This window comes from Kitasatospora sp. NBC_00315, assembly GCF_041435095.1.
GTDB lineage: Bacteria > Actinomycetota > Actinomycetes > Streptomycetales > Streptomycetaceae > Kitasatospora.
On sequence record NZ_CP108025.1, the window covers coordinates 2456596 to 2482194 of the forward strand.

General features: G+C 73.6%; 22 protein-coding genes. 10 read left to right on the top strand and 12 right to left on the bottom strand.

The genetic code is table 11. The features are described 5' to 3' along the window. Positions 1–105: 105 nt before the first annotated feature. From OG823_RS09755 to OG823_RS09770, 4 genes are all read left to right on the top strand, one after another. A complete protein-coding gene (locus OG823_RS09755) occupies positions 106–681 on the top strand; it encodes a TetR/AcrR family transcriptional regulator (RefSeq protein ID WP_371479067.1) in 576 nt (191 codons plus the stop codon). Positions 682–969: 288 nt separating this feature from the next. Continuing rightward, positions 970–3060 (top strand): alpha/beta fold hydrolase, encoded by a 2091-nt coding sequence (locus OG823_RS09760; protein ID WP_371479068.1) that lies wholly within the window; start codon positions 970–972, stop codon positions 3058–3060. Positions 3061–3410: 350 nt separating this feature from the next. Continuing rightward, complete coding sequence (locus OG823_RS09765; protein ID WP_371479069.1) at positions 3411–4829, top strand: endonuclease/exonuclease/phosphatase family protein; 1419 nt, start codon at positions 3411–3413, stop codon at positions 4827–4829. Positions 4830–4843: 14 nt separating this feature from the next. Continuing rightward, positions 4844–6805, top strand: a complete 1962-nt coding sequence (locus tag OG823_RS09770; protein WP_371479070.1) for a phosphocholine-specific phospholipase C — start codon at positions 4844–4846, stop codon at positions 6803–6805. A gap of 86 nt (positions 6806–6891) precedes the next feature. Here OG823_RS09770 and OG823_RS09775 read toward each other — a convergent pair whose 3' ends face one another. From OG823_RS09775 to OG823_RS09815, 9 genes are all read right to left on the bottom strand, one after another. Further along, entirely contained in the window at positions 6892–7752 is an 861-nt protein-coding gene (locus OG823_RS09775; RefSeq protein WP_371479071.1) for an ABC transporter permease, read from the bottom strand. Then, complete coding sequence (locus OG823_RS09780; RefSeq protein WP_371479072.1) at positions 7712–8581, bottom strand: ABC transporter ATP-binding protein; 870 nt, start codon at positions 8579–8581, stop codon at positions 7712–7714. Before OG823_RS09780 ends, OG823_RS09775 begins: the two co-directional genes overlap by 41 nt. Then, positions 8578–9033, bottom strand: a complete 456-nt coding sequence (locus tag OG823_RS09785) for a MarR family winged helix-turn-helix transcriptional regulator (RefSeq protein ID WP_371479073.1) — start codon at positions 9031–9033, stop codon at positions 8578–8580. Before OG823_RS09785 ends, OG823_RS09780 begins: the two co-directional genes overlap by 4 nt. A gap of 191 nt (positions 9034–9224) precedes the next feature. Continuing rightward, complete coding sequence (locus tag OG823_RS09790) at positions 9225–9893, bottom strand: DUF4097 family beta strand repeat-containing protein (RefSeq protein WP_371479074.1); 669 nt, start codon at positions 9891–9893, stop codon at positions 9225–9227. Positions 9894–10171: 278 nt separating this feature from the next. After that, positions 10172–10849, bottom strand: coding sequence for a phosphonatase-like hydrolase (locus OG823_RS09795; RefSeq protein ID WP_371479075.1), 678 nt, complete (start codon positions 10847–10849; stop codon positions 10172–10174). 12 nt (positions 10850–10861) lie between these two features. Further along, positions 10862–11983: a TIGR03364 family FAD-dependent oxidoreductase gene (locus OG823_RS09800; RefSeq protein ID WP_371479076.1), complete on the bottom strand. Its 1122-nt coding sequence runs from the start codon at positions 11981–11983 to the stop codon at positions 10862–10864. Between the two features lie 110 nt (positions 11984–12093). Beyond that, positions 12094–12606 (bottom strand): pyridoxamine 5'-phosphate oxidase family protein, encoded by a 513-nt coding sequence (locus OG823_RS09805; RefSeq protein WP_371479077.1) that lies wholly within the window; start codon positions 12604–12606, stop codon positions 12094–12096. A gap of 152 nt (positions 12607–12758) precedes the next feature. Then, positions 12759–13511: a phosphatase PAP2 family protein gene (locus tag OG823_RS09810; RefSeq protein WP_371479078.1), complete on the bottom strand. Its 753-nt coding sequence runs from the start codon at positions 13509–13511 to the stop codon at positions 12759–12761. 32 nt (positions 13512–13543) lie between these two features. Then, positions 13544–14209, bottom strand: a complete 666-nt coding sequence (locus OG823_RS09815) for a DedA family protein (RefSeq protein ID WP_371484386.1) — start codon at positions 14207–14209, stop codon at positions 13544–13546. A gap of 148 nt (positions 14210–14357) precedes the next feature. Between OG823_RS09815 and OG823_RS09820 the strand changes: the two genes are divergently transcribed. The 3 genes from OG823_RS09820 to OG823_RS09830 all read left to right on the top strand — a co-directional run bounded on the left by OG823_RS09820 (position 14358) and on the right by OG823_RS09830 (position 17539). After that, positions 14358–14759 carry a BlaI/MecI/CopY family transcriptional regulator gene (locus tag OG823_RS09820; RefSeq protein ID WP_371479079.1) on the top strand — a complete coding sequence of 134 codons (402 nt, stop codon included), beginning with the start codon at positions 14358–14360 and terminating at the stop codon, positions 14757–14759. A 1-nt stretch (position 14760) separates the two neighbouring features. Continuing rightward, a complete protein-coding gene (locus tag OG823_RS09825) occupies positions 14761–15855 on the top strand; it encodes a M56 family metallopeptidase (RefSeq protein WP_371479080.1) in 1095 nt (364 codons plus the stop codon). Positions 15856–16102: 247 nt separating this feature from the next. Next, the gene (locus OG823_RS09830) at positions 16103–17539 is read left to right on the top strand and encodes a GAF domain-containing protein (RefSeq protein ID WP_371479081.1); all 1437 of its coding nucleotides are present in this window, start codon (positions 16103–16105) and stop codon (positions 17537–17539) included. On the opposite strand, the gene OG823_RS09835 is transcribed toward OG823_RS09830, so the two are convergent. Beyond that, on the bottom strand, positions 17491–17991 hold the full coding sequence (locus OG823_RS09835; protein ID WP_371479082.1) for an SsgA family sporulation/cell division regulator: 501 nt from the start codon (positions 17989–17991) through the stop codon (positions 17491–17493). The two genes, OG823_RS09830 and OG823_RS09835, sit on opposite strands and share 49 nt — an antisense overlap. A gap of 330 nt (positions 17992–18321) precedes the next feature. Here OG823_RS09835 and OG823_RS09840 point away from each other — a divergent pair, with 330 nt between their 5' ends. From OG823_RS09840 to OG823_RS09850, 3 genes are all read left to right on the top strand, one after another. After that, complete coding sequence (locus tag OG823_RS09840) at positions 18322–19542, top strand: hypothetical protein (RefSeq protein WP_371479083.1); 1221 nt, start codon at positions 18322–18324, stop codon at positions 19540–19542. A 151-nt stretch (positions 19543–19693) separates the two neighbouring features. Continuing rightward, positions 19694–20929 carry a TerD family protein gene (locus OG823_RS09845; protein ID WP_371484388.1) on the top strand — a complete coding sequence of 412 codons (1236 nt, stop codon included), beginning with the start codon at positions 19694–19696 and terminating at the stop codon, positions 20927–20929. 176 nt (positions 20930–21105) lie between these two features. Beyond that, the gene (locus OG823_RS09850; protein WP_371479084.1) at positions 21106–22719 is read left to right on the top strand and encodes a peptide chain release factor 3; all 1614 of its coding nucleotides are present in this window, start codon (positions 21106–21108) and stop codon (positions 22717–22719) included. Between the two features lie 154 nt (positions 22720–22873). On the opposite strand, the gene OG823_RS09855 is transcribed toward OG823_RS09850, so the two are convergent. Continuing rightward, on the bottom strand, positions 22874–23803 hold the full coding sequence (locus OG823_RS09855) for a proline dehydrogenase family protein (protein WP_371479085.1): 930 nt from the start codon (positions 23801–23803) through the stop codon (positions 22874–22876). A 139-nt stretch (positions 23804–23942) separates the two neighbouring features. Then, complete coding sequence (gene pruA, locus OG823_RS09860) at positions 23943–25571, bottom strand: L-glutamate gamma-semialdehyde dehydrogenase (protein WP_371479086.1); 1629 nt, start codon at positions 25569–25571, stop codon at positions 23943–23945. Positions 25572–25599: the final 28 nt, after the last annotated feature.

Sequence of the window (25599 nt, forward strand, 5' to 3'; positions counted from 1 at the left end):
CGGACCGTGGCCGCCTCTGGTCACGGCCGAATGTCCCACCATGCCGACTGCGACGCGCGGTGTGAGCGGATGGACAGAATATGTAGGCCGGTCTATTCTTTCGGCATGGGAGCAAAAGGCGAGGAGACACGCGCCCGACTGATCGCCGCCACCCGGGCGCTCATCGAGGCGCAGGGCTACTTCGGCACCGGGCTCAACCAGGTACTGGCCGAGAGCGGGGCACCACGAGGCTCGCTGTACTTCCACTTCCCCTCCGGGAAGGACCAACTGGTCACCGCCGCCCTGACCGAAGCAGGCCAGGAGATCAGCGGACTCATCGACTCCTTTGCCTACGAGAAGCTCAGCGCGGCGGTCATCGTCCGACGACTGCTGGACGCGTTCAGCGACCGGATGGAAGGGTCCGCCTACAGCAAGGGCTGCCCGATCGCCACCGTGGCCCTGGAGGTGGCGGGCGGGAACGAGGAGCTGCGGCGGGTCTGCGCCGAGGTCTACGACACCTGGCAACAGGCGCTGGCCGCACAGCTGGTGACCGAGGGGCGGGCACCGGGGGCGGCCGACGCCACCGCCGGCGCGGTGCTGGCCCAGTTCGAAGGCGCACTGCTGCTCGCCCGTGTACGACACAGCCATACGCCGCTGGACCAGGCCGCGCTCACGATCCAGCTGCTGCTCGCCATGTCCTGAGTCGGGCAGGGCAGGGGTGGTCGGGGCCGGCATGGGACCAGAAATATGTAGACCGGTCCAGCCAGGAGCACTCTCCGCCCCACCGCCAGCCAGCACCGCCGCGTCGGGCGCCCGCACCGATGCACACCGCGACGGGGCCGGCGCGGCCTGTCGCGCACGAACGACGAGCCCTCTCGCACACCACCGGCACCGCGCCTCACACCCGCCCCACACCCTCCACTCCTCGCCGGCCCTCCCACTCTCGACTGCGCTCAAATTATGTAGATCGGTCTACCGATAGGAGCTCTCATGCCCTCCCCCCTCCCCGACCCCAGCCCCGAACCCGCCCCGCAAGCCCCCACCACCCTGCAAGCCCCGCAAGCCCCCACCACCCCGCAAGCCCCACAAGCCCCACAAGCCCCACAAGCCTCCACCCTGCAAGCCCCACAAGCCCCCGGCACTCTCGTGCTCGGCGCCTCCGGTTTCATCGGCCGCTGGCTCGTCCTCGAACTCCTGACCTCCGGCCGCACGGTCGCCGCCGCCGTCCGGGGTGGCGCGCGGCGCGACAGCGAGTTCCGCGAGTGGCTCCGCGGGCACGGCGCGGACGACCGCGGGCTGATCACGGTCGAAGCCGACATCACCCGCCCCGGGCTGGGCCTGGGCCCGCTCGACGACGCACGCCTCGCGACCGTCCGCGACGTCTTCAACACCGCGGCCCTCTACCGCTTCGGGCTGCCCAGAGCAGACGCCTACGAGGCCAACGTGGGCGGCGCGCTGCACGCCCTGCGCTGGGCGTCCACCCGACCGCGGCTCCGCCGCCTCGTGCACATCTCGGGCTATCGCGTCGGGGGTGGCCCCGCCGTCTTTCCGCTCCCGGCCCACGAGGCCGATGCGCGATACGCCCGACTCGGTGCCTACGAGGCGTCGAAGCTGGAGGGCGACGCGGCGGTCCGCAGCGAGGCGGTCAGGCTGGGTGTGCCGCTGACCGTGGTCAACCCGAGCAGCGTGATCGGACACTCCGTCACAGGCGAGGCAGGCCAGTACCTCGGACTGGCCACCGTCGTCGAGCAGTTGTGGCACGGCCGCCTCCCCGCGCTTCCCGGCAGCCGGCGTACCTTCCTCCCCGTGGTGGCGATCGACCATCTGGCCCGGTTCCTGGCGGCTGTGCCCGGGCACGAGAGCGACCCGGTCAGTCTTCACACGGTGCTCGACCCGGCGACGCCCGATCTCCCCGAGCTGGTCAACATCGTGGCCGAACACCTCGGCGTTCGCGCACCGCGCCGGCACGTCCCGACGGCCGTCCTTCGCCGGCTGCCCCGCGCGCTCACCCGCACGGATCCCGACACGCTCTCCTTCCTCTCCGAGGACCGCTACGACACCTCCTCCGCCGACCGGTTGGCCGAGGCCGCCGGTCTCCGGCATCCACCCGTCGAGGAGTTGCTGCGACGCTGGGCCGGCCGACTGGTCGCCGATCGGTTCGGCGCCGCACCGGGACCGGTGCTCGGCGGAGCCTGCGGCCGGCCGCCCGGCTCCTTCATCGGGCTCGCCGGGAGCCGCAGTTACGTCGCGGGTGAGCGGGAGGCACCCGGCTACGTCCTGCTGCACGGCCTTCCGCTGGACTCGGACAGCTGGCACGAGCTCGCGGACCGCCTCCCGGCGCCCTCGCTGCTCGCCGACCTGCCCGGGCTCGGGCGATCGTCACCCGCCACCGGCAGCACCGCACAGTGGGTCGCGGAGCTGCTGGCGCCGGTCCGTTCACGGCCCGTGATCGTCGCGCACTCGGCGGCCGCCGGTCCCGCGCTGCTCCACGCGGCGGCGCACCCCGAACAGGTGGCCGGTGTGGTCCTGTTGGCGCCGTACTTCCTGCAGCCGCGCCCACCCCGGGCGGTCCGGACCGTCCGGATCACCGCGACGGTCCTGCGCCGGGCTCCCTCCCGCCTCCTGGCCGGTGCTCTGCTCGGCCAGGCCCCCCGCAGTGCGGAGGTCGACGCCACGGTGGCCGCAGCAGCGCTCGGCCTGCGCCGGCCGGGTGTCGCCGGACGAACCGCTCGCCATCTTCGGAGCATCCAACTGCGCTCGCACAGAGCGGCCTTGATGGATCTGCTCCGATCCAGCCCGGTGCCCGTACAGCTGGTGACCGGCGAGTTCGACCCGCTGACGGTACCGGTTCCCGCCAACCCCGCGATCGCACTCCCGGTCGTCACCGTGTCGGGCGCGGGCCATTACCCGCAGCTGAGTCACTCCACCCGACTCGCCGATGTCCTGGCCGAGACGATCGCCGCCCCGCCCCTGGAGCCGACCGGCGCAGGGCAGACCAGCACCGGGCGGATGAGCACCCGGCAGACCAGCACCCGGCCGAACTCGGGCCCGACCGACACCGTTCGCACCGACGGGCGATGATCCTCGATCGGCCGAACCACCGGGCCACCGGACCGCCAGACCGACCCGCAGCGAGCTCGACCCGGCGCAGGCCCACACTCAGGCCCACACCCAGGCCCCCGCCCAGGCCCCCGCCCAGGCGCCCCCGACCGGCCCCGGCCGGCAGCCCCACCGAGACCATCAGCCCCGAGCCCACCCGAAACCACCCGAGCCCACCCGGCGGGGTCACCCGCCGAATCCGCCCACCCCGCCTGTGCCGCAGTGGAGTTACCGCGTACCCCGGCGGCCGGCCACTCGCCGTTCACGCGCAGGACGCCGCCCTTCGGGTCAATAGGTGCAGTTGTACAACCAACTTGACCTGAAGGATCCCCGTGGCCACAGGCAGCACCCTCACCCTCAGCTCAACCGGCAGTCCCACCGAAGGTGACAAGCTCACCTTCCACTGGACCACCGGCGCACCCGACGCCAAGAACTGGGTGGGCGTCTACGACGGCACCCGCCAGCCCGGCACCGGTTCCTCGCTGCTCTGGAAGTACACGCCCGGAGGCTCGGGCGACGTCCAGTTGGACACCTCCGCGCTCACCGGCGGCCCCTACACGGCCTATCTGCTCGCCAAGGACGGCTACGGCATCCTGGCGCAGAGCGCGCCGTTCACCTTCCGGCCGAAGCCCGCCGTACCGCGCCCGCACGCGGCGGTCGACGCGCTGACCGCGACCGCCGTGACGCCGGGTGCGGCCGTCACCGTGAAGCTCGGCAAGCTCTGGGCCCGGCCCGCCGGCAACCCGGCCGGCACGGCGACCTTCCGCCGGATCGGCGGCGACGGCTGGCTGTCCGTCGCCGCCGACGGAACGGTGACCGGCACCGCGCCCACGACCGCCCCCGCGCACCCGGCCGTGCTCACCGTCGCGGTCAAGGACAGCGCCGGCGCCACGGACACGATGACCGTCCTGGTGCCGGTGCGCCCCGCCGCCGGGCCGCTGCGGCTCAAGACCGCCGCCTGGAACCTGTGGGACGCGGGAACCCACGTCACCGACGCGCTGGAGAAGCAGCTGCGGGTGATCCTCACCCAGGGGCTGGACGTGCTGGCGCTCCAGGAGACCGCCGGCACCGCGGCCCAGGCCCTGGCCGACGCGCTCGGCTGGTACGCCTACCAGAGCGCCGGCAGCGTCGGCGTGCTCAGCCGTTACCCGCTCACCGCCGTCACCGCGGTGACCTCCGCCCTGCCCGCCGCCGGCGTCACCCTGCAGCTGCCCGGCGGCCGCACCGCCCGGTTCTGGGCCGCCCACCTGAGCGAGGCCGGCTACGGCCCGTACGCCGTGCAGGACGGCCAGAGCGCGGCCCAGGTGGAGGCGGCTGAGAACGCCTCCGTCCGTCTGCAGCAGGCCAGGGCACTGGCGACGGCGGTCAAGGCGGACGTCCTCACCGGCGCTCCGGTACTGCTGGCGGCGGGCCTCGCCTCACCCTCCCACCTGGACTGGACGGCGGCCACCGGCCGGCCGCTCAACTGGCCGGTCACCGTGGCACTCCAGGCCGCCGGCCTGACCGACGCGTTCCGCAGCGCGCATCCCGACCCGGTGGCTCTTCCCGGCAACACGTGGTCCCCGACCCGCAAGGTACGGGGCAGCAAGCCGGAGCCGCAGGACCGGATCGACCAGGTGCAGTTCGCCGGCCCGCTCACCCTGGTCGAGGCCCACACCCTGGCCACCGGCTGGCCCCAGGCCGACCCCGCGACGGCCGCCAACGAGTGGCCCTCGGACACCGCCGCCGCCGTCGCCACCTTCACCCTCTGAGAGGCCGGTCCACCATGCCCGAGCTTTCCCGCCGTAGCTTCGTCGGCGCCACCGCGGCGGCGACCGCCACCGCCCTCGTCGGTCTCGACGCCGCTCCCGCCACCGCGGCGACGCCGGCCGCCGGCAGTGTCGCGGATGTGAAGCACGTGGTGATCCTGATGCAGGAGAACCGCAGCTTCGACCACTACTTCGGCACCCTGAACGGCGTCCGCGGCTTCAACGACAAGCAGGCGCTGCAGTTCCCCGACGGTACCGACGTGTACCGCCAGCCCGACGCCGGGCGCAGCGACGGCGGCGTGATGCTGCCCTACCGGATGGACACCTCGAAGTACAACTCCCAGAACGCCGGCGGCCTCGCCCACGACTGGGCGACGGGCCACCAGGCCATCAACAACGGCGCGATGAACAAGTGGGTGGCCGCCAAGGGCGAGCGCACCATGGGGTACTTCACCCGCGCCGACATCCCCTACCAGTACGCGCTCGCCGACGCGTTCACCCTCTGCGACGCGTACTTCTGCTCACTGGCCGGCCCCACCGACCCGAACCGGCTCTACCTGTGGACCGGCACCTCGGGCCCCGGGCGCGACGGCACCACCGGCCCGTGGATCGACAACACCCCCGTCACGGACAACCCGGTCGCCGACTGGACGACGTACGCCGAGCGGCTGCAGGCCGCCGGGGTGAGCTGGCGGGTCTACCACAACCCGAGCAAGGACGACCGCACCGGCGACTACGACGACAACGCCCTCTCGTACTTCAAGCAGTTCCACAACTTCCCCACCACCGACCCGCGGTACGTGAACGCGATGACGAAGTCCGACCCCGCCGCCTTCGACGCGCACTGCAAGGACGGCAGCCTGCCCACCGTCTCCTGGCTGGTCGCGCCCTACCTGTTCTCCGAACACCCCAACGCCGGCCCCGCCTACGGCGCGCACTGGGTGGACCAGGCCCTGCAGTCGCTGATGTCCAATCCCGAGGTGTGGAAGCACACCGCCTTCCTGGTGATGTACGACGAGAACGACGGCTACTTCGACCACGTGATCCCGCCCACCCCCGAGGCCGGCACGGCCGAGGAGTTCACCCAGGGTCGCGCGATCGGCCTCGGAAACCGCGTCCCGCTCTGGGTCGCCTCGCCCTGGTCCCGCGGTGGCTACGTCAACTCCCAGGTCTTCGACCACACTTCGGTCCTGCGGTTCCTGGAGACCGTCACCGGCGTCGCCGAGCCCAACATCTCCGCCTGGCGCCGCGCCGTCTGCGGCGACCTCACCAGTTGCTTCGACTTCACGGCCCCCGACTACTCGATACCCGCCCTGCCCGACACCACCGCCCTGATGGCCCGCGCCGACGCCGGCTCGTCGCTCCCCACCGTGGCGCTGCCCGCCACCGGCACCCAGGCGATGCCCGCGACCGAGCCGGGTGAGCGCCCGCACCGCCAACTGCCGTACCGGCCGTGGGCGGACGTCGCGACGGACCGGGCCACCGGCCTGGTCACCTGCACGATGACCAACGGCGGTTCGGTGGCGTTCCCGTTCACCGTCTACCCCAACACGGTGTTCGCGTTCGCGGGGACGCCGTACACGGTCGCCCCCGGAGCGAGCCGCACGTACACCTGGGACGCCACCGGCACCGACGGGCGCTACGACTTCACCGTCCACGGGCCCGACGGCTTCGTCCGCCGCTTCGCCGGCACGGTCGTCCGCACCGGCCAGGAGGACGTGGCGGTGCCGTCCGTCACCGCCGGCGCCCCCGGGGCGGGCGCCGCGACCGTCGCCGTGCTGCTCGCCAACGGCGGCCGGAGCGAGACCTCCTTCACGCTGACCCCGAACGACTTCGCCGGGGTCGCGCAGACCGCGTGGGTCGCGCCCGGCGCCGGCGTCACCGTCAACTGGCCACTGGATCAGGGACGTTACGACCTCACCGTGACGGCCGGCACCGGCACCCGGTTCGCCCAGCGGTACGCGGGCCGCCTGCACTGAGACCGGAACCGGCCGGGCGCCACCCCGCGCGGGGTGGCGGCCGGCCGGTGCGATGGGTCGCGCCCACCCGCCCGATCGCAGGCCGCTCAGCGGGCGAGCCGGCCCATCAGCCCCGATGCGGCGCCGATGCCGACGAGCGCCGCGAGGCAGAGCACGCCGAAATCCGCCCAGAGGTGGGAGGGGGTGCCCAGGAGCAGACCGCGCAGGGCGTCGACCTCGTAACTGAGCGGGTTGACCAGGCTGACGGCCTGGAGCCAGCCGGGCATCAGGGCGACCGGGTAGAGCGCGTTCGAGGCGAAGAACAGCGGCATGGTGATGGCCTGGCCGATGCCCATCAGGCGGTCCCGGGTGAGCACGATGCCGGCGATGGACATGGAGAGGCAGGAGAAGAACGCCGACCCGAGCACCACCACCACGACCACACCGAGCAGCCGCAGCGGGTTCCAGGTCATCGCGACGCCGAGCAGCGCGGCGATGACGATCACCACCACCGCCTGGATCACCGACTTCACCCCGGCGGCGAAGGCCTTGCCCGCCACCAGCGCGGAGTGCGGGGTGGGGGTGACCAGGAGTTTGGAGAGCACCCCCGAGTCGCGTTCCCAGATGATCATGATTCCGTAGAAGATCGCGATGAACATCGCGGACTGCGCGATGATCCCCGGAGCCAGGTAGTCCAGGTACGGGATGCCCCCGGTCGGAATCACCCGCAGCCGGGTGAAGGTCTCGCCGAAGATCAGCAGCCAGAGCGCCGGCTGAACGGCCCGGGTGTACAGCTCCGTACGGTCGTGCCGCAGCTTCTGGAGTTCGACCACGCACATGGCGCCGACCCGGGCGGGGAACACCTGCCAGCCGGAGCGGACCCTCGGCGGGGTGCCGAGCAGACCGATGGACGCGGCTCCCGGGGCGTCAGCCGACCCGGGACGCGGTGCGACGGGTGTTGCGGACATCGCGGAACTCCCCTCCTGCCTGGTCGTCGGTGAGGCCGCTGCCGGCGAAGTGCCGGAAGACGTCCTCCAGGGTGGGGGCCGGACCGCCCGCCTCGCCGGACCGCGCCCGCAGGTCGGCCAGTTCGGCCTTGAGCCGGGCGGGGGTGCCGAGCGCGCGGATCCGGCCCCGGTGCATCAGGGCGAGGCGGTCGCAGTACTGGTCCGCCTCGTCCATGTAGTGGGTGGTGACCAGGACGGTCATCCCGGTGGCCTCGCGGATTTCGGTGAGGCGGTCCCAGACGCTGGTACGCGCGATCGGGTCCAGCCCGATGGTCGGCTCGTCCAGGATCAGCAGCCGGGGTGCGCTGACCAGCGCCTGCGCCAGCTCCAACCGGCGGACCATGCCGCCGGAGTACGTCCCCGCCATCCGTCCGGCGGCCTCGCCGAGCCCGACCGCGTCCAGCGCCTGGGTGATCCTCGGCGCCCGCTCGCGGCGCGGCACGTCGTAGACCCGGGCGAACAGTTCGACGTTCTCGCGCCCGGTCAGGTTGGAGTCGGCGGAGAGCTGCTGCGGGACGTACCCCAGCAACCGCCGGACCGCCATCCGCTCCCGGGCCACGTCGTGGCCGAAGACCCGGACCATCCCGGGGGGCACGGGCAGCAGCGTGGTGATCGCCCTGATCGCGGTGGTCTTGCCCGCTCCGTTGGGGCCGAGCAGGCCGAACACCTCACCCGGCGCCACCGCGAGGTCCACGCCGTCCACGGCTCTGGTGCCGCCGAAACTGTGGACCAGGCCGGTGCAGCTCACCGCGTCCGCGGTACCGGCACCGGTACCGGTGTGGTCGGTCATCGCGTCGCCTCCTCCTCGTGCAGGTTCGCGGCCAGCCTGCGCAGTGCGGGCAGGGCCGCCGCGAGATGGGCCCGGTCCTCCTCCGTGAGCCGGTCCAGCTGCTCGCGCAACAGCGCGGCCCGGCGCTCCTCCCAGGCCCTCAGTCGCGCGGCCGCCGCCGGGGTGACCCTCAGCAGGGCCGCCCGCCCGTCCTGCGGGTCGGGCTCCCGGGCGAGCAGACCCAGCCCGACCAGCTGTCGGACCAGCGTCGACACCGAGTTGCCGGCCAGCCGCAGCTCCTCCGCCGCCTCCGAGACCCGCAACCCCGGCCGCGACCCGACCAGGCGCAGCAGTTCGACCTGCGCCCCCCTCAGCCGGGGGTCGGGCGCGCCGCGGCGAAGTCGGCGCCGCACCAGGCGGTTGATGCCGACCAGGAGTCCCTCGAAGTCGGCGGGGAGTGCCGGATCGTCCATGTCCCGATTTTAGCTCTCACTGAGAGCAAAAAGCTCGGGAATCCCACAACCGGCCGGGGAGCGCAGCCGGATGGGGCGCGGCCCCTCCCGGCGGACGGGCCGCCGGGGGCACGGGCGACGCCGTCGAGCACGACCCGGTCGCCGTGGGGCTCGCCCGACACGTTCGCCGCGACGGCCGGGCCGGGCGCTCCTCAGACGCTGCGGGCGACGATGTCGCCGTGGCCGGTGGTCGCGTGGATGTCCAGGTCGGCGACGCCGTCGGTGTTCCTGAGCGCGTTGTGGATCCGGCCGTGGGTGGTTCCGGCGTCCAGGGAGGCGCAGACGCCGCGGGCGACGCCGACCGAGACATCACCGGCCAGGGTGCGCAGCGTGACCGTTCCGCGCACGGCCTCGGCGATCCGGATGTCGCCCTTCTCGGTGCTGATCTCCGCGGGGCCGGCCAGCCGGCCGACCGAGACGTCGCCGGAGAGGAGGGTGAGGCGGGCACTCGCGGCCTCGTCGAGCTCGACCGAGCCCCGCGCACCCTCGAAGGCGACGTCGCCGAGCCTTCCGACGCCCCGGAACCCGGCGGCGGCCGCCTTCCCCTCGACCCGGGAGCCGGCCGGCAGCTGGACGGTCACCTCGACGGATCCGGAGTTGCCGAGGATCCGGTTCTTCGCCGGCGAGGCCCCGATCCGCAGCACGCCGTCGCCGAACTCGACCGTGACCTGCTCCGCCGCCTTCACGTCGTGCCCCTTCGCGGCGTCCGCGGGCCGGACCTCGACCGTGGTGTCGACCCGGTCGGCGGCGATGAACCGGATGTTCCCGGCGGGGATGTCGAAGATGGCGGAGATCGGGGCGGTGGTGTCGAACTTCTGCATCGTACTCTCCTGTGCTCGCTGTTTCTGACTTCGCAAACGCTACGTTGCGTTCAAGATTTCAGCAATAGATTCGTTGCACAGTAGATGCATCTTCGCAGGTAAGGACAGGAGAATCATTGCAATAGCCATGAATCTAATGCAACGTCAGTCCGCCCGATCGTTGCAATGAATTGAAGGTGAACGCTACCTCGGAAGCCTCGGGAGAACAGCGGGCCGGCGCCGGCGGGTGTGGCATCACCACCACCCGTCGGCGCCGGCCCGGTCGGCGCGGTCGTCCGTCAGCCCGCGAGCAGCTTCGGCAGCTCGGCGATCGAGGCGAGCACGTGCGTGGCGCCGTCCGCCCGCAGCCGCTCCTCGCCGTGCGCCCCGGTGAGGACGCCGGCGACGATCGGGGCACCCGCCCGAGTGCCGGTGAGCATGTCGTAGCCGGTGTCGCCCGCGACCGCGATCCGGTGCACGGAGTCGGTGCCGGTACGCAGCAGGGCGGTGAGGGCGAGGTCGGGGTAGGGACGGCCCCGGCCGGCCTCGGCGGGGCAGAGGGTGAGGTCCGCGATGTCCTGCCAGCCGAGGGCGGCCAGGATGCGGTCCTGGGTGGCGCGGGAGAAGCCGGTGGTGAGGACCACCTTCCGTCCCTGCGAGCGGAGTTCGGCGATCGCCTCGGCGGCGCCGGGCAGGGCCGAGCAGTGCCCGGCGTCGACCAGGTCGTGGTAGGCGGCCTCGAAGGCGAGGTTGGCGCGCTGGGCCTTGTCCTCCTCCCCGAAGAGATGGCGGAAGACCGAGATCTTGGACTCGCCCATGGTGGCGCGGACGTGCTCCAGCATGCGCTGGTGCTCGGGCCCTCCGCCGTCGACGCCGAGGCTCCCGGCGGCGGCGGCGAAGGCCCGCTCGACCAGACCGTCGTCGGCCACGGTGGTGCCTGCCATGTCGAGGACGACCAGGCGGATGTCGGTGCTCATGTTCAACGTTCCTTACAGGTTGGCGAGTTCGGCGGTGGTCTCGGCGATGGCGGGCGAGCAGGTCATACCGCGCCCGCCGGGGCCGGTGACCAGCCAGACGCCGTCGCGGAGCTGCTCGCGGTGGACCACGCGGGTGGTGTCGGTGCACTGGGCGTAGACCCCCGCCCAGCGGCGGCGGATGCGCGGAAGCGGACGGCCGAGCAGCTCCGAGGCGACGGCGGCGAGGTGCTCGTAGGGCGCCTCGTCCACGTCGAAGGAGAAGGGGTGCTCGTACTCGTGGGTGTCGCCGATGGTCAGGCCACCGTCCTGACGCTGGACCATGAGCAGCTGCATCTTGTGCTCGGTGGCCACCGGCGGCTGCGGCTGGACGTCCCTGAGCCGCTCCAACGCGCTGCCGGCGAAGGCGGGGTAGTAGCGGAAGCTGTCGCCGTCGGCGACGGAGGTGGTGAGCGGCTCGCCCAGCGGATCGGTCTGCATCATCTGCAGCCGGACGCGGCGGACGGGCAGTTCGGGGGCAAGTTCTCGGACCAGCCCGCCGGTCCAGGCACCGATGCAGAGGATGACCAGGTCACCGGTGTGCACGTCGCCGTGATCGTCGCGGACGGCGCGATCGCCGATCACCTCCCGGACCTCGCGCCCGGGCAGGAAGGTGTACCGGCCACCGGCCGACAGGGCCGCCCGCAGCGCGGGCTGGGCGACGCGCGGCTCGACGGCGGCGTCCCGGGCGCACCACAGGGCTCCCAGCAGCTTGCCCCGGAGGGCGGGGTTGGCGGCCCGGGTCTCCTGCGGGTCGAGCAGTCGGTAGCCGCGCTCGTCGGCGTCCGGGAGCTTCAACGCCTGCTCGGCCACGGCGAGTTCGGCCTCGGTACGAACGGCGGTGAGCGATCCGTTGGCGCGGAAGCCGATGTCGGGTACCCGGGCTCCGATCCGCTCCCACAGCTCGCGGGCCCGCAGGGCGGTGTCCAGCTCCTCCCCGGCCGCCCGGCCGCTGACCCAGACCAGGCCGAAGTTACGGACGGACGCGCCCCGCGCCTCGGCCTCGCGCTCCAGGTGGACGACCTCGTGACCGCGCTCGACGGCCTGCCAGGCGTGCATGCTGCCGAGCACGCCTGCTCCTACGACGATGACTCTCATGCGGCCAGGCTGATGCCTGGAGGTGGACGGAGATCGTCCGGCTCGCGGCGCACAGGTGAATGAGCCCAAAAAGTTGTACAGACAACAGGCTGGTGCGGTGGGTGCCGGGATCAGCGCACGACGGCCGCCCGCAGGTAGTTGCGCCGGCCGAGGTTCGGCTCGTCCACCGCCGTCAGCTCCTCCACCTGGAAGCGGTAGAGCGCCGCCGCCCCGGCTCCGCTCAGGAACTGCTCACGGACCTCCGGGTCCTGCGCGAAGGCGGGGTAGCGCCCCTGGTAGGCGGCGAGCGCGGCCTCGGCCTGCCGGCCCCAGGCCTCGCAGGCGCCGCCGGTCAGCTGGACGCCCCGCAGCTGCTCGCCGAAGACCGGCGGCGGCAGGAAGACGGTGGCGGCGGCCCTGGCCTCCTCGGCCAGGTGCGCACTGTGCCGGGTCGAGCGCTCGCTGACGAAGTAGAGCACCAGGTCGTCGTCGTACGCGAAGAACGCGAGGTTGGCGTGCGGCCCGCGCTCGGGGCCGGCCGTGGCCAGGGTGAGCACCATGCTCTCGGCCAGGATGCCCTCGACGCCCTTGCGGAGATCCTCGGCGGGCAACTCGCCCTGCGTGATGTCGAGCCGGTACGGCATGGCGCATCCCTCCGCTGAACGACAGAGCCGGGTGCGGACCCCGCGATCGGGGCCCTCACCCGGCTCACATGCTCTCCCCGCGCCACCCGGCCGCACAAGAGCGGCGCGGGCCCGGTCCGGACGCCACCCGGGCCCGGACCGGCCGGCCGGGCTCAGGGGGAGCGCGTCTCCACCGGCGCCTCGTCGGACGCGCCCACCGGCGCGGCCCCGGCGCCCAGCAGCGCGCCGAGCGGCCCGCTGCGCGCCTTGTCCACCAGGGGGGCGGCCCGCCCGGAGACCAGCGCGAGCGGCACCCCGACCAGGACCCCGACCAGCGAACCCACCAGGACGTCGTGCGGGTAGTGCACGCCCACCCACACCCGGGAGAGCGCCATCAGCACGGCCGCGATCCAGCCCGTCCAGGCCACCGCCCGCAGGCCGAGCGCGCGGAAGGCGAACCAGAGCGCCGAGGCGGCGGCGAAGGCGATCACCGAGTGGTTGCTCGGGAAGGACCAGTCGCCGGTGCCCGGGCAGGTCTCCAGGGTGACGCTGCCGACGAGCTGCGCGCAGGGCCGCACCTCCTGGACGACGCTCTTGAACGCGGAGTTGACCACGTAGGCGACGACCACGATCAGCGGCGAGGCCAGCACCCTGGCCATCACGGCGGAGTCGGCTCCGCGCGCCCGCCACCAGGCGTAGACCATCAGGACCGCGAACAGGCCGAGGCCGATCGCGGACCAGAGCTCGACCAGCTGGTCCAGCCAGTGGGGAGCGGCGTCGGCCCACCCGATGATCCGGGTGTAGAGGCCGCCGTCGATGCCGCTGCCGTCGTACGCCAGCAGGGCGGGGCGGCCGGAGGGTACCGGCAGCGCGGGGAGCAGGGGGTGCCCGGAGGGTGCGGGCGGCGCCGCGAGTGCGGACGACACCGGGTGGAGCACCTGTGGCGGAAGGAGCGGCGTCACACGTCACCTCCGCCACGGCCGGCCTTACGGGCGCGGAACAGTTCGAGAACGATGGGGATCACGGAGACCACTACTACCAGACCGATGATGGGTAGCAGATAATGGTCGATATTGGGCACGGACGAGCCGAGCCCGTAACCGGCCATCGTCACTCCGACGGCCCACACGGTGCCCCCGACCACCTGCCAGAGCGTGAAGGTCCGCACCGGCACCTCCAGCACCCCGCAGAGCGGGTTGAGCACGGTGCGCACCACCGGGATGAAGCGCGCCAGGACGATCGCCTTGCCGTACCCGTACTTGGCGAGCAACTCCTCGGCCCGCTCCACCCCCCGGTGCAGACTCCTGTTCGACGAGCGGCGCAGCAGCGCACCGCCGCCCCGGCGGCCGATCAGATATCCGACCTGGGCGCCCACCAGGGCGCCGATCACGGCGGCGGGCAGCACCTGCCAGAGGTGGAGCTGCGGCCCGCCGGTGGCGCCGGGCACGCAGAGCAGGCCCGCCGTGAAGAGCAGCGAGTCGCCGGGCAGGAAGAAACCGACCAGCAGACCGGTCTCGGCGAAGAGCACGACGGCGATGCCGAGGGCCCCGAAGGCGGCGAGCAGCGACGAGGCGTCGAGCACGTTCACCGCGAGCAGGCCGTCGGGCGGCGTGGCGTGGGCCAGCAGGTGGTGCACCTGCGTGACGGGCGACTGGAGCAAGGTTGGCGGACCTCCCGTACGTTGGGGGCTGCGCTGCTCGGCGCGCCCCGATCGTCTACAGTGACGTAGACGGTCTACGTGACTGTAGACGAAAGCTGGAGGAAACGTCGACATGACTGAAGTACCGTCGGCCCGTCGCCCCTCCGGGGAGCTCGAGGCCGAGGTGCTGGCCGCGCTCTGGGCGGCCCAGCACCCGCTGACCCCGCAGGACGTCCAGGCGGCCCTCGGCGCCGACCTCGCCCGGACCACCATCGCCACCATCCTGGCGAGGCTGCACGACAAGGGCACGGTCGAGCGGACCAGGGCGGGCCGGGCGTACGCCTACACCCCGACCGTCCAGGACCCGGCCGGCCTGGCCGCCCGCCGGATGCGCACCGAGCTGGAGCGCGGCGCCGACCGCTCCACCGTGCTGGCCCGGTTCGTCTCGGACCTCTCGCGGGAGGACGAGCGGATGCTGCGCGCGCTCCTCGGAGACGGTGGCGACAGCGGCGGCGGCGGCGGCGAAGGAGTCTGAGGTGATCGTCGCGGTCTGGACCCCCCTGCTGCTCCCCCTGCTGGCCGCCCCGCTGGCCCGGCTGCTCGCCGACGCGCTGTCCCCGCGGGCCGCCGCCTGGGTGCTGGCCGGCACCTCGGCCGTGCTCGCCGGAGCCACCCTCTGCTCGCTCGGCCTGCTGGCCGCGGCCGGGCTGCTGCTGCTCCCGCCGGTGGCCGCGCTCGCTCACCTCTCGCCGCACTGGCTCGCCGGCGGCGTCCTCGGCGCGACGGCGTCGGCCGCCCTGGCGGGCCTCGCGGGCCTGGCCCTGACCGTCGTCGGCACGCTGGCCGTGCGGGTCGCCCGGCTGCGCAGCCTCGATCTGCGCCGCGCCCGGGCCGCCCTCGGCGACCCGGCGCCCGCCGCCCCGGCGCGGTTCCCGACCGCACGGACGCTCACCGCGCTGCCCGCCCTGCTCCGCTCCTGGGCGCGTCGGCGCCGGGACGCGGGGGAGGGCCTGGCCGTCCTGCGCGACCTGCTGCTCCCCGGCGACCATCCGCTCGCGGTACTGGAGGACGAGCGCGCGGACGCCTTCGCCCTCCCCGGTCGCCCCGGGCGGGTCGTGGTCACCGCCGGGATGCTGCGCGCGCTGTCCGCTCCGGAGCGCGCCGCGCTGCTCGCCCACGAACGGGCCCACCTGGACGGCCGGCACCACCTCTTCCTCACCCTCACCGCGTACGCCGCGTCCGTCCATCCGGCGCTGCGGATGCTGCGCGCGCCGCTCGGCTATCACCTGGAGCGCTGGGCCGACGAGGCCGCCGCCGCCTCGGTCGGGGACCGCGCGGTGACCGCCCGCGCGGTCGGGCGCGCGGCGCTGGCCGCCGCCCGGGCGCCCTGGCCGGCCCGTCCCCGGCTCGTCCCGGCCGCCCACTCGGGGCCGGTGCCGCGCCGGGTGGCCGCCCTGCTGCACCCGCGCCCGCAGTCCGGCACCCGCCGCCGCAGCGCGGCGGCACTGGCCCTGGCCGCGTGCCTGGCCCTCACCACCGCGGCCACCCTGGACGCCACCACCGACCTGCACCGCACGGTGGAGAGCGCGCAGAGCGCCGGACAGACCTCCCCCGGCGATCCTCGGCGGTGATCCCCGGCCACCGGGCCACGCCCGCCCGGTGCCGCCCGCGCCACGCCCGCCCGCCGGGCGGTCGTGTGGCGGGCGGCCACGCCCGGCGGCAAGGACCGTTCGCGCACCCTTCGGAGCCCCTGCGGGCAGTACATACCGGCAGGTAGGTCACATTTGGGAACAGCGACCCCGCGGGTCGCCCTCCCGCCGTAGTCTTCGTCAAGGCGTCAACAACGACGGCCGACGGGCGGCGGCTAGGGGGCGCGGAGTGCGGCAGACCCGGCGGCAGCACCGACGCCCGCCCGACCCGGCGGCGGCCCCGGCCCCCGACGACGCCGCCGCCGACCCCGCGGCCCCGGCCCCGCGCCCGGTGATCGGGGACTCCTGGGACCGACTGCGCCGGCTCGGCCTCGACCCCGACCGCGGAGCGGTACCGATCCATCTCGGCCCCGCCGAGGTGGAGCACCGCCGCCGCGAGAGCGGGCTCGGCGAGGTGTTCGACGTGCTGCGCGGCTCGCTGTTCGACCCGCTCGCCGACAGTCCGCTGATCCTCGCCGTCGCCGACGCCCAGGGCCACGTGCTGTGGCACGAGGGCGAGCGGCGGCTGCGCCGCAGCGCCGACCGGATCGGCTTCTGCACCGGCGCCCGCTGGGTGGAGGAGAACGTCGGCACCAACGGCATCGGCATCGCGCTGCGCGCCGAGCGCCCGATGCAGGTGCACTCCGCCGAGCACTACCTGCGCAGCCACCATTCCTGGACCTGCTTCGCCGCCCCCGTCCACGACCCGCGGACCGGCCGGCTGGCGGGCGTGATCAACATCAGCGCCCCGGCCCGGGGCGCCCAGCCGTACCTGCTCCAGCTGACCACCACCGTCGCCCGCCTGGCCGAGGCCGAGCTGCGGGCTCGCCGGCTCGAATCCCTGCACCTGCTGCGCACCGTGGCCACCCCGCTGCTGGCCGGCGTCAAGGGCGCGGCCCTCGTCGTGGACGGCGACGGCTGGACGGCCGCCGCCACCGGCATGCCGCCGACCAACCGGCTGCCGCTGCCGGCCGAGGGCTGGGGCTCGGCCGCCGTGCACTGGTTCCCCTCGCTCGGCGAGTGCGCCGTGGAGCCGCTCGCCGACGGATGGCTGATCCGGCCGGTGCACGCCCCCGGCGAGAGCGGCCCCGAGATCCGCTCGGCGGCCACCGAGCAGACCGAGGGCGCCAGGATCCGCCTCGACCTGCGCCGGCCCGAACGCCCGGAGCTCTCGGTGGACGGCGCGGCGGGCACCTGGTCCCACGCCCTGAGTCCGCGGCACGCGGAGTTGCTGCTGCTGCTCGCCACCCACCGGGAGGGCCGCAGCGCGGCCCAACTGGCCGACGCGCTCTTCGGCGACGCGGCCCGCACGGTGACCGTCCGCGCCGAACTGTCCCGGCTGCGCCGCCACCTCGGCGGGCTGCTGGCGCACCGGCCCTACCGCTTCGCGCCGACCGTCACGGTCTGCGTCCTGGGCCCCGAGGATCCGTACGACCTGCTGCCGGCCTCCTCCGCCCCGGCCGTCCGGCGGCTGCGCAGCCGTCTGATCGCGGGAACGGTCCGCCTGCCGTGCACACCCGAGCCCGCGCACGGCGCCGGGGCGCCCGGCCGCGCCGGCGCGGCCCCCGGGCCGCCGGGTCAGTCCTCGGCGAGAAGTGCGGCGAAGTGGGCGTCGGTCGGGCCGTAGGCCGCCTCGGCCGCGGCCGACACCTGGGCGTAGGTGCGCTCCAGCCAGGCCTGTACCGTGGGCCTGGCGACCTCCAGCAGCGCGCTCCCGTGCGGGGACTCCAGCGCCACGTGCAGGGTCGAACCGTGACAGGGGCAGTAGGCGGGCCAGAGCTTCACGTCACCGTGCCCGCTCAGGGTGGTCAGGCCCGCGCGCAGCAGATCCCGGGAGAACACCCAGTCCGCCTCGTCCGGACGGCCCAGATGGAACGTCAGCAGCACCTCGTAGGGGCGGTGCGGATCGAACCGGAACCGGGTGCGGACGTCGCCGACCGCGTCGTCGCCGAGCGCGATGCGCATGGTCAGCACCTCCTCCACCGCCGCCGGAGCGGCGGTGGAGCCTTCCTCATCGCCGCCCGTGGGGGTAGCGGCGAGAGGGGCATCGGAGGGTGCGGGCAGGGGGTCGCGCGGCATGACCATCTCTCCGGAACGGCTTGGAATGACCCCAGCGTGCGCCACCGCCCCGGGGCCGGGCAAGGGTTGCAAAGAGGTTGCAACAATGCCGCCCGCCATCGGTGACGCTTGTCGGACGATCCGTCAACTGTGCTGCGCCGGACGAACGTCCGCTCTTCGGTCACGTTTGGGTCGAGACATTCGGTGTGCCCTCCCCCGCTGGTACTCTCGTCCTCCGGCCCGCACGGGTACCGCGTCCGGGCGAGCGGCCCGCGCGCGGAGTCGTCCTGCCGGGGGACTTCACGTGTCCATGGCAGAATGCGGCCGGTACCCGGCGAGAAAGGGAGTCCGGTGGCTCTCCGGAAGGACACCGAGGCGGCACCCCGCCCGGGCGAGCAGCTCGCGCGGCAGGGCCGGCACAGCAGGCCGAAGCCGTTCGGCGGGCGCTTGCGGCTGCCCACCCTCCGGTTCTCCGGCGCGGCGATGGCGATGTCCACCGTGGTCGGCATCAGCATCGCCACCACCTGGTTGCTGAACGAGCAGCAGTCCGTCGGCCGCCGGACCGGATTCGCCTCCGTCGGAGCCAGCCCGCCGCCCAGCCCGGCGGCCGAGCGGCAGCCAGACACCCGGATCGACTCCCACGGCGGCGCTCCCGGCGACGCGCGCGGCTCGGCCGCGCCCTTCCGGGCGGCCGGCCCCGCCGACTCCGCGCCGGGCTCCCGCGGCTCCGGGCGGACCCCCCCACCGGCCGCCGCCGCACCCACCGCCTCCCCGGCGGCCGTACCCCCGACCCCGGCCGGACCCGGACAGGGCGTCACCGGCACCCGGCCCACCACGCCCTGCGAGCCGGCCGCCGGGCCGAGCGCCGCGCCCGGCCCGGTCGTGCCCAGCCCGGTCGTACCCACGCCGCTTCCCGCGGCCGACGCGCCGCCGCCCTCCCTCGTGCCGGCCTCCCTCGCCTCGGCCGCCGCCGGGAAGCCGTCGGTCGCACCGACCCCGGCGGCGCAGCCGCCTGCCGCCGGGATCACGCCGGTCCCGCAGCCCCTGGCCACTCACCTCCCCGTCGCGGAGCGGCCGGCCGACGCCGCCGCGCTCTCGGGGACGGCCACCCACCAGTCGCTCGGCCGCGACGGCGCCCGTCACGTCCTCGGGCTCACGGTGACCGAGCCGCTGACCGCCCTGGAGGCGGAGTTCCGGCTCAACCCGTCCGAGGTGGCCCCCGGCGCCACCGCCTGGACCGACCTGGCCGGCGCGGTGATGACGGCCTCCTCGGAGGACGGCGTGCTGGTGTACCGCTTCACCTCCCCCGCCGGGACGGACGTCCGGCCCGGTGACTACACCTTCGGCGTTCGCCGCGTCCCGTCCGGCGGCACCGGACGGGCCGTCACCGGCGACACCGTCGCGGCCGTCGGCGACGACGACCGCGCCGGCGCCCGGACACCGACCGAGAGCTGGACCGCCTCCGCCTTCGGCATCCTGACGCCCCGTGCGGTGGCCGCCCTCGGCGACTTCGGGCGCACCCCGGCCGCCCCGGTGCCGGCACCCGCCGCGGTGCCCGCGCGCGGCCGCTGACCCGGCGGCAACCGGTCCGACGATCCGACAGCACCCGGCCCGTCGGCCGGTCCGTTCGGCACACCCGTTCGTTACTGTGGATCCCGTCGGCGCGCCGGCCCTGCCCCAGTTCCGCCACCCCCTTCCCAGGAGGACTCCCGTGACCACGGTCCTGACCCAGGGCGGCAACGCCCCACTGACCGCCGTGCGGGTGACCGTCGAGGTGACCGCGCCCAAGGCGCTCGACGTCTCGGGCCTGCTGCTGACGGACGCCGGGAAGGTCCGCTCCGACGCCGACTTCGTGTTCTTCAACGCCCCGAACGGCCCCGGGGTGACCCACCGCCCGGCCGGCCGTGGCGGGGCCGACGCCATCACCATCGACACGGCGGGCGTCCCGGCCGAGATCACCAAGATCGTGGTGACGGCCAGCCCGGACGAGTCCGGCGTCACCTTCGCCGGTATCGAACCGACCGCGACCGTGCGCGACGCCGACACCGGCGCGGTGCTGATCACCTTCACCCCGCCCCGGCTCGACCGGGAGACCGCCCTGGTGGTGGTCGAGGTGTACCAGCGCGGCGGTGCCTGGAAGGTGCGCGCCGTCGGGCAGGGCTACGCCGACGGCCTGGCCGGCATCGCCACCGACTTCGGCGTCTCGGTCGAGGAGGAGTCGGCGCCCGCAGCGGCGGGCACGCAGGCCCCGCCGGCGCCGCTGACGCCTCCCCAGCCGGCCCACGCCCCGGCCACGCCCGCCCCGCCGGCCAGGGCGCCGCTCACCCCGCCGCCCCCGTTCCAGAACCCGCCGATGCCGGCCACCACCGCGCCGTCGTTCACCAAGGTCACCCTGGACAAGGGCCGGGTGAACCTGGTCAAGGGCGGCTCGGTGTCGCTGGAGAAGAACGGCCGGCCCTTCCTGTCCGCCGTACGGATGGGCCTGGGCTGGGAGCCCGCGGGCCACGGCCGCAACGTCGACCTGGACGCGTCCTGCATCGCCTTCGACGCCCAGCGCAACAAGATCGAGACCGCCTGGTTCATGAAGCTGTCGATCTTCAACGGCGCGATCGCGCACTCCGGAGACAACCTCACCGGCGCGGGCTCGGGCGACGACGAGTCGATCACCGTGCACCTGGACGGCCTGCCGCCCGAGGCCTGCGGGCTGGTCTTCGTGGTCAACTCCTTCTCCGGCCAGAGGTTCACCGACGTCAAGAACGCCTACTGCCGGCTGCTGGACGCGGGCAGCGGGCAGGAGCTGGTCCGCTTCGACCTCACCCAGTCCGAACCGCACACCGGCGTGGTGATGTGCAAGCTGGTCCGCCAGTTCTCCGGCGAGTGGGTGATGACGGCGATCGGCGAGTACGTCGACGCCAAGACCGCCCGGGCGATGGTCAAGCCCGCCTCCGCGATGCTCTGAGCACGCCCTCGGACGGTCCTGGTGGAGCCCCCGACCGGGCCCCCACCAGGGCCGTTCGGGGTTGCGGGGTCCGGCCGACTAGACTGTGCGCGTGAGCCGTGCGGACCAGGAACCCGGCTCAGCAGGTACGGAGAGGCGTCACCCGGCCTGACGCCCACTGGTACCCGAGGAATCGCGTGAGCATCGAGCAGTCCATTCCCGTCGCCCGGATCCTCGACGAGGCCGGCCGCCGCCGTACCTTCGCCGTGATCAGCCACCCCGACGCGGGCAAGTCCACCACCACCGAGGCGCTGGCGCTGCACGCCCGCGCGATCACCTCCGCCGGCGCGGTGCACGGCCAGGGCGCCCGCAAGGGCGTGACCAGCGACTGGATGGAGCTGGAGCGCGAGCGCGGCATCTCGGTGACCTCGGCGGCGCTGCAGTTCGGCTACCGCGGCCACGTGATGAACCTGGTCGACACCCCCGGCCACGCCGACTTCTCCGAGGACACCTACCGGGTGCTGGCGGCCGTCGACTGCGCGATCATGCTGATCGACTCGGCCAAGGGCCTGGAGGAGCAGACCCGCAAGCTGTTCGCGGTCTGCCGCCACCGCGGCGTCCCGGTGATCACCTTCATCAACAAGTGGGACCGCCGCGGCCGTGAGGCGCTCACCCTGCTGGAGGACATCGAGACCCACCTCGGCATCACGCCGGTGCCGGTGGTCTGGCCGGTCGGCGTCGCGGGGAACCTGCGCGGGCTGGTCGAGGCCGAGAACACCGAGCAGATGCTGCGCTTCACCAAGGTGCCCGGCGGCACGCACGCCGCCATCGAGGAGCAGCTCACCGCCGCCCAGGCCGAGGAGCAGGAGGGCGAGGACTGGACGACCGCCCTGGAGGAGCTGGAGCTGGTGCTCTCCTCCGGTCCCGGCTACGACCAGGAGGCCTTCGAGAGCGGCAAGATCACCCCGGTCTTCTTCGGCTCCGCGCTGAGCAACATCGGCGTGAAGCTGCTGCTGGACGCCGTGGTCGACCTGGCGCCCTCCCCCGCCGCCCGTCCGCTCGCCAAGGGCGGCAGTCGCGAGGTAGGCGAGGAGTTCTCCGGCCTGGTGTTCAAGATCCAGGCGAACATGGATCCGGCGCACCGCGACCGGATGGCCTTCGTCCGGGTCTGCTCCGGCGTCTTCGAGCGCGGCATGAACGTCACCCGGGCGGCCAGCGGCCGCTCCTTCGCCACCAAGTACGCGCAGACCGTCTTCGGCGCCGAGCGCACCGTCGTCGACACCGCGTACCCCGGCGACGTGGTCGGCCTGATCAACGCGAGCGCGCTGCGGGTCGGCGACACCCTCTACACCGGTAGGAAGGCGGAGTTCCCCGCCCTGCCCGCCTTCGCCCCCGAGTACTTCGCGGTGGCGCGCCCCAAGGACATCAGCCGCTCCAAGCAGTTCCGCAAGGGTGTCTCGCAGCTGGACGAGGAGGGTGTGGTCCAGGTGCTGGTCTCCGACCGGCGCGGCGACCAGGCCCCGGTGATGGCGGCGGTCGGCCCGATGCAGTTCGACGTGGTGCTGCACCGGATGGAGCACGAGTTCTCCTCCCCCATCACGCTGGACCGCCTCTCCTACCAGCTGGCCAGGGTCACCGACCCCGACGGCGCCGCCGAGCTGGCCAAGGCCCGCCTGACCGACGCCGAGGTGCTCACCCGCCGCTCGGACAACGCCCTGCTGGCCCTGTTCGGCGACAAGTGGCACCTGAACGCCTTCCAGCGCGCCAAGCCGGACATCCTGCTCCAGTCGCTGATCGCCACCGCCGACTAGCCCGTCGGCACGAGCCCGCGCTCCCGCCGGTGACCGGCGGGAGCGCGGGCTCGTGGGCGGGGCCGCGTCCCGACCACGGCACGAGGACGGGGCGGGCGCACCGAAGTGCGTCCGCCCCGTCCGGCCTCCCGGGAGCACCGCCCCGGGAGCGCGGTCAGCCGCGCGTCGCCATCGCCCGCAGGAAGAACGCCAGGTTCGCCGGACGCTCCGCGAGGCGGCGCATGAAGTACCCGTACCACTCCTGGCCGTAGGGGAGGTAGACCCGCATGGTGTTGCCCTCCTCCGCGAGGCGCAGCTGCTCCTCGGGGCGGATGCCGTAGAGCATCTGGTACTCGAAGCTGTCACGCCCGCGACCGCTCCACTCGGCCAGCTGGCCGGCGATGCTGATCATGTTCGGGTCGTGCGAGGCGACCATCGGGTAGCCCTGACCGGCCATCAGCACCTTGAGGCAGCGGACGTAGCTGAGGTCGACGGCGCGCTTGCCCTGGAAGGCGACCGACTCGGGCTCCTTGTAGGCGCCCTTGCAGAGCCGCACCCGCGAGCCCTCGCCGGCGAACTCCCGGCAGTCGTCCTCGGTGCGCCGCAGGTACGCCTGGAGCACGACGCCGAGCCAGGGGAAGTCCGCGCGCAGTTCGCGGGCGATTCCCAGCGTGGAGTCGGTGGTGGTGTGGTCCTCCATGTCCAGGGTGACCGTGGTGCCGGCGTCGGCCGCGGCCTCGCAGATCCGGCGGGCGTTCTCCAGGGCGATCTTCTCGCCGTCGACCGGCAGGAACTGACCGACCGCCGAGAGCTTCACCGAGACCTCGGCGCCGGCCGCCAGGCCGGTGTCCTTGAGGGCGGTCAGCAGGTGCTCGTACGCCTCGGCGGTACCGGCGGCCTGGGCGGCGTCCTTGGTGTCCTCGCCCAGGTGGTCCAGGGTGATCCGGCGGCCGGTGGCGGCCAACTCGTCGCACGCGGTGACGGCGTCGTCCAGCAGCTCACCGGCGACGAAGCGCTCGACGATGGCGTGGGTCGGGGGGAACTTCTCGACGACGGTGCGCACCTGCGGGGAGCGGGACGCGGCGAGGAGGGCGGAACGGAGCATCGGTACTCCTGGAACTCAGGTCTTCGGACGGTGACGGAGGCGAGGGGCCGGGGCGGCGGCGGGGGGGTGGCCGCCGCCCCGGGGAGGGGCGGCACGGGGAAGAGGCGCCCCTCGTCCTTGGGGGTGGGCCCGCCGGGGCTCAGCCCATGTGCGGGTAGCGGTAGTCCGTCGGCGGGACGAACGTCTCCTTGATCGAGCGGGTCGACGTCCAGCGCATCAGGTTCTGCTTGGCCCCGGCCTTGTCGTTGGTGCCGGAGGCCCGGGCGCCGCCGAAGGGCTGCTGGCCGACCACCGCGCCGGTCGGCTTGTCGTTGATGTAGAAGTTGCCGGCGGCGTTGCGCAGCACCCGCATGGCGTGCTGCACGGCCTCGCGGTCCTGGGAGATGATCGCGCCGGTCAGGCTGTACGGGGAGGCGGACTCCATCTGGGCCAGCATCTCGTCGTACTTCTCGTCCTGGTAGACGTGCACGGCGAGGATCGGGCCGAAGTACTCGTCGCGGAAGTACTCGCTCGCCGGGTCCTCGCAGACCAGCACGGTCGGGCGGACGAAGTAGCCGACCGAGTCGTCGTACGTGCCGCCGGCCAGCACCTCGACCGCCGGATCGGCCTGGGCCCGGTCGAGGGCGGCCTTGTTCTTGGCGAAGGCGCGCTCGTCGATCACGGCGCTCATGAAGTTCGACAGGTCGGTGACGTCACCCATGGTGAGCGAGTCGACCTCGGCGCGGAACTCGTCCTTCAGCTCGGCCCAGATCGAGGCCGGCACGTACGCGCGGGAGAGCGCGGAGCACTTCTGGCCCTGGAACTCGAAGGCGCCGCGGGTCATCGCGGTCCTCAGCACGGCCCGGTCGGCGGACGGGTGGGCGACCAGGAAGTCCTTGCCGCCGGTCTCGCCGACGATCCGCGGGTAGGTGCGGTAGCCGGCGATGTTGGCGCCGACCTCGCGCCACAGGTGCTGGAAGGTGGCCGTCGAGCCGGTGAAGTGGATGCCGGCCAGCGCCGGGTGCTTCAGGGCCACCTCGGAGACGGCCAGGCCGTCGCCGGTGACCATGTTGATGACGCCCTTGGGCAGCCCGGCCGCCTCCAGCAGCTGCATCAGCAGGTGCGCGGAGAACTGCTGGGTGGGGGAGGGCTTCCAGAGCACCACGTTGCCCATCAGCGCCGCCGCGGTCGGCAGGTTGCCGGCGATGGCGGTGAAGTTGAACGGGGTGATCGCGTAGACGAAGCCCTCCAGCGGGCGGTGGTCGCTGCGGTTCCACACGCCGTCCGAGGAGATCGGCTGCTCGGAGAGGATCTGGCGGGCGAAGTGCACGTTGAAGCGCAGGAAGTCGACCAGCTCGCAGGGGGTGTCGATCTCGGCCTGCTGCGCGGTCTTGGACTGGCCGAGCATGGTGGCGGCGGCCAGCGTCTCGCGCCAGGGGCCGGCCAGCAGGTCGGCGGCCTTGAGGAAGATCGCGGCGCGGGAGTCGAAGGAGAGCGCCTGCCAGGCCTCGGCGGCGGCGAGCGCGGTGTCGATGGCCTCCTGCGCGTCCTCGCGGGTGGCGTTGCGCAGCGTGCCGAGCCGGGCCGCGTGGTTGTGCGGCTGGACGACGTGGATCTCCGCGCCGCCGCCCAGGCGGCGCTCACCGTTGATCGTCATGGTCAGCCGGACCGGCTCCTGGCCGCTCAGCTCCTTCAGCTTCGCCTCCAGACGGGCCCGTTCCGGGCTGCCGGGGGCGTAGCTGCGGACCGGCTCGTTCACCGGCGCGGGGACCTGGGTCACAGCATCCATGGCGCGCACTCCTTCGGGTCATGGGGGA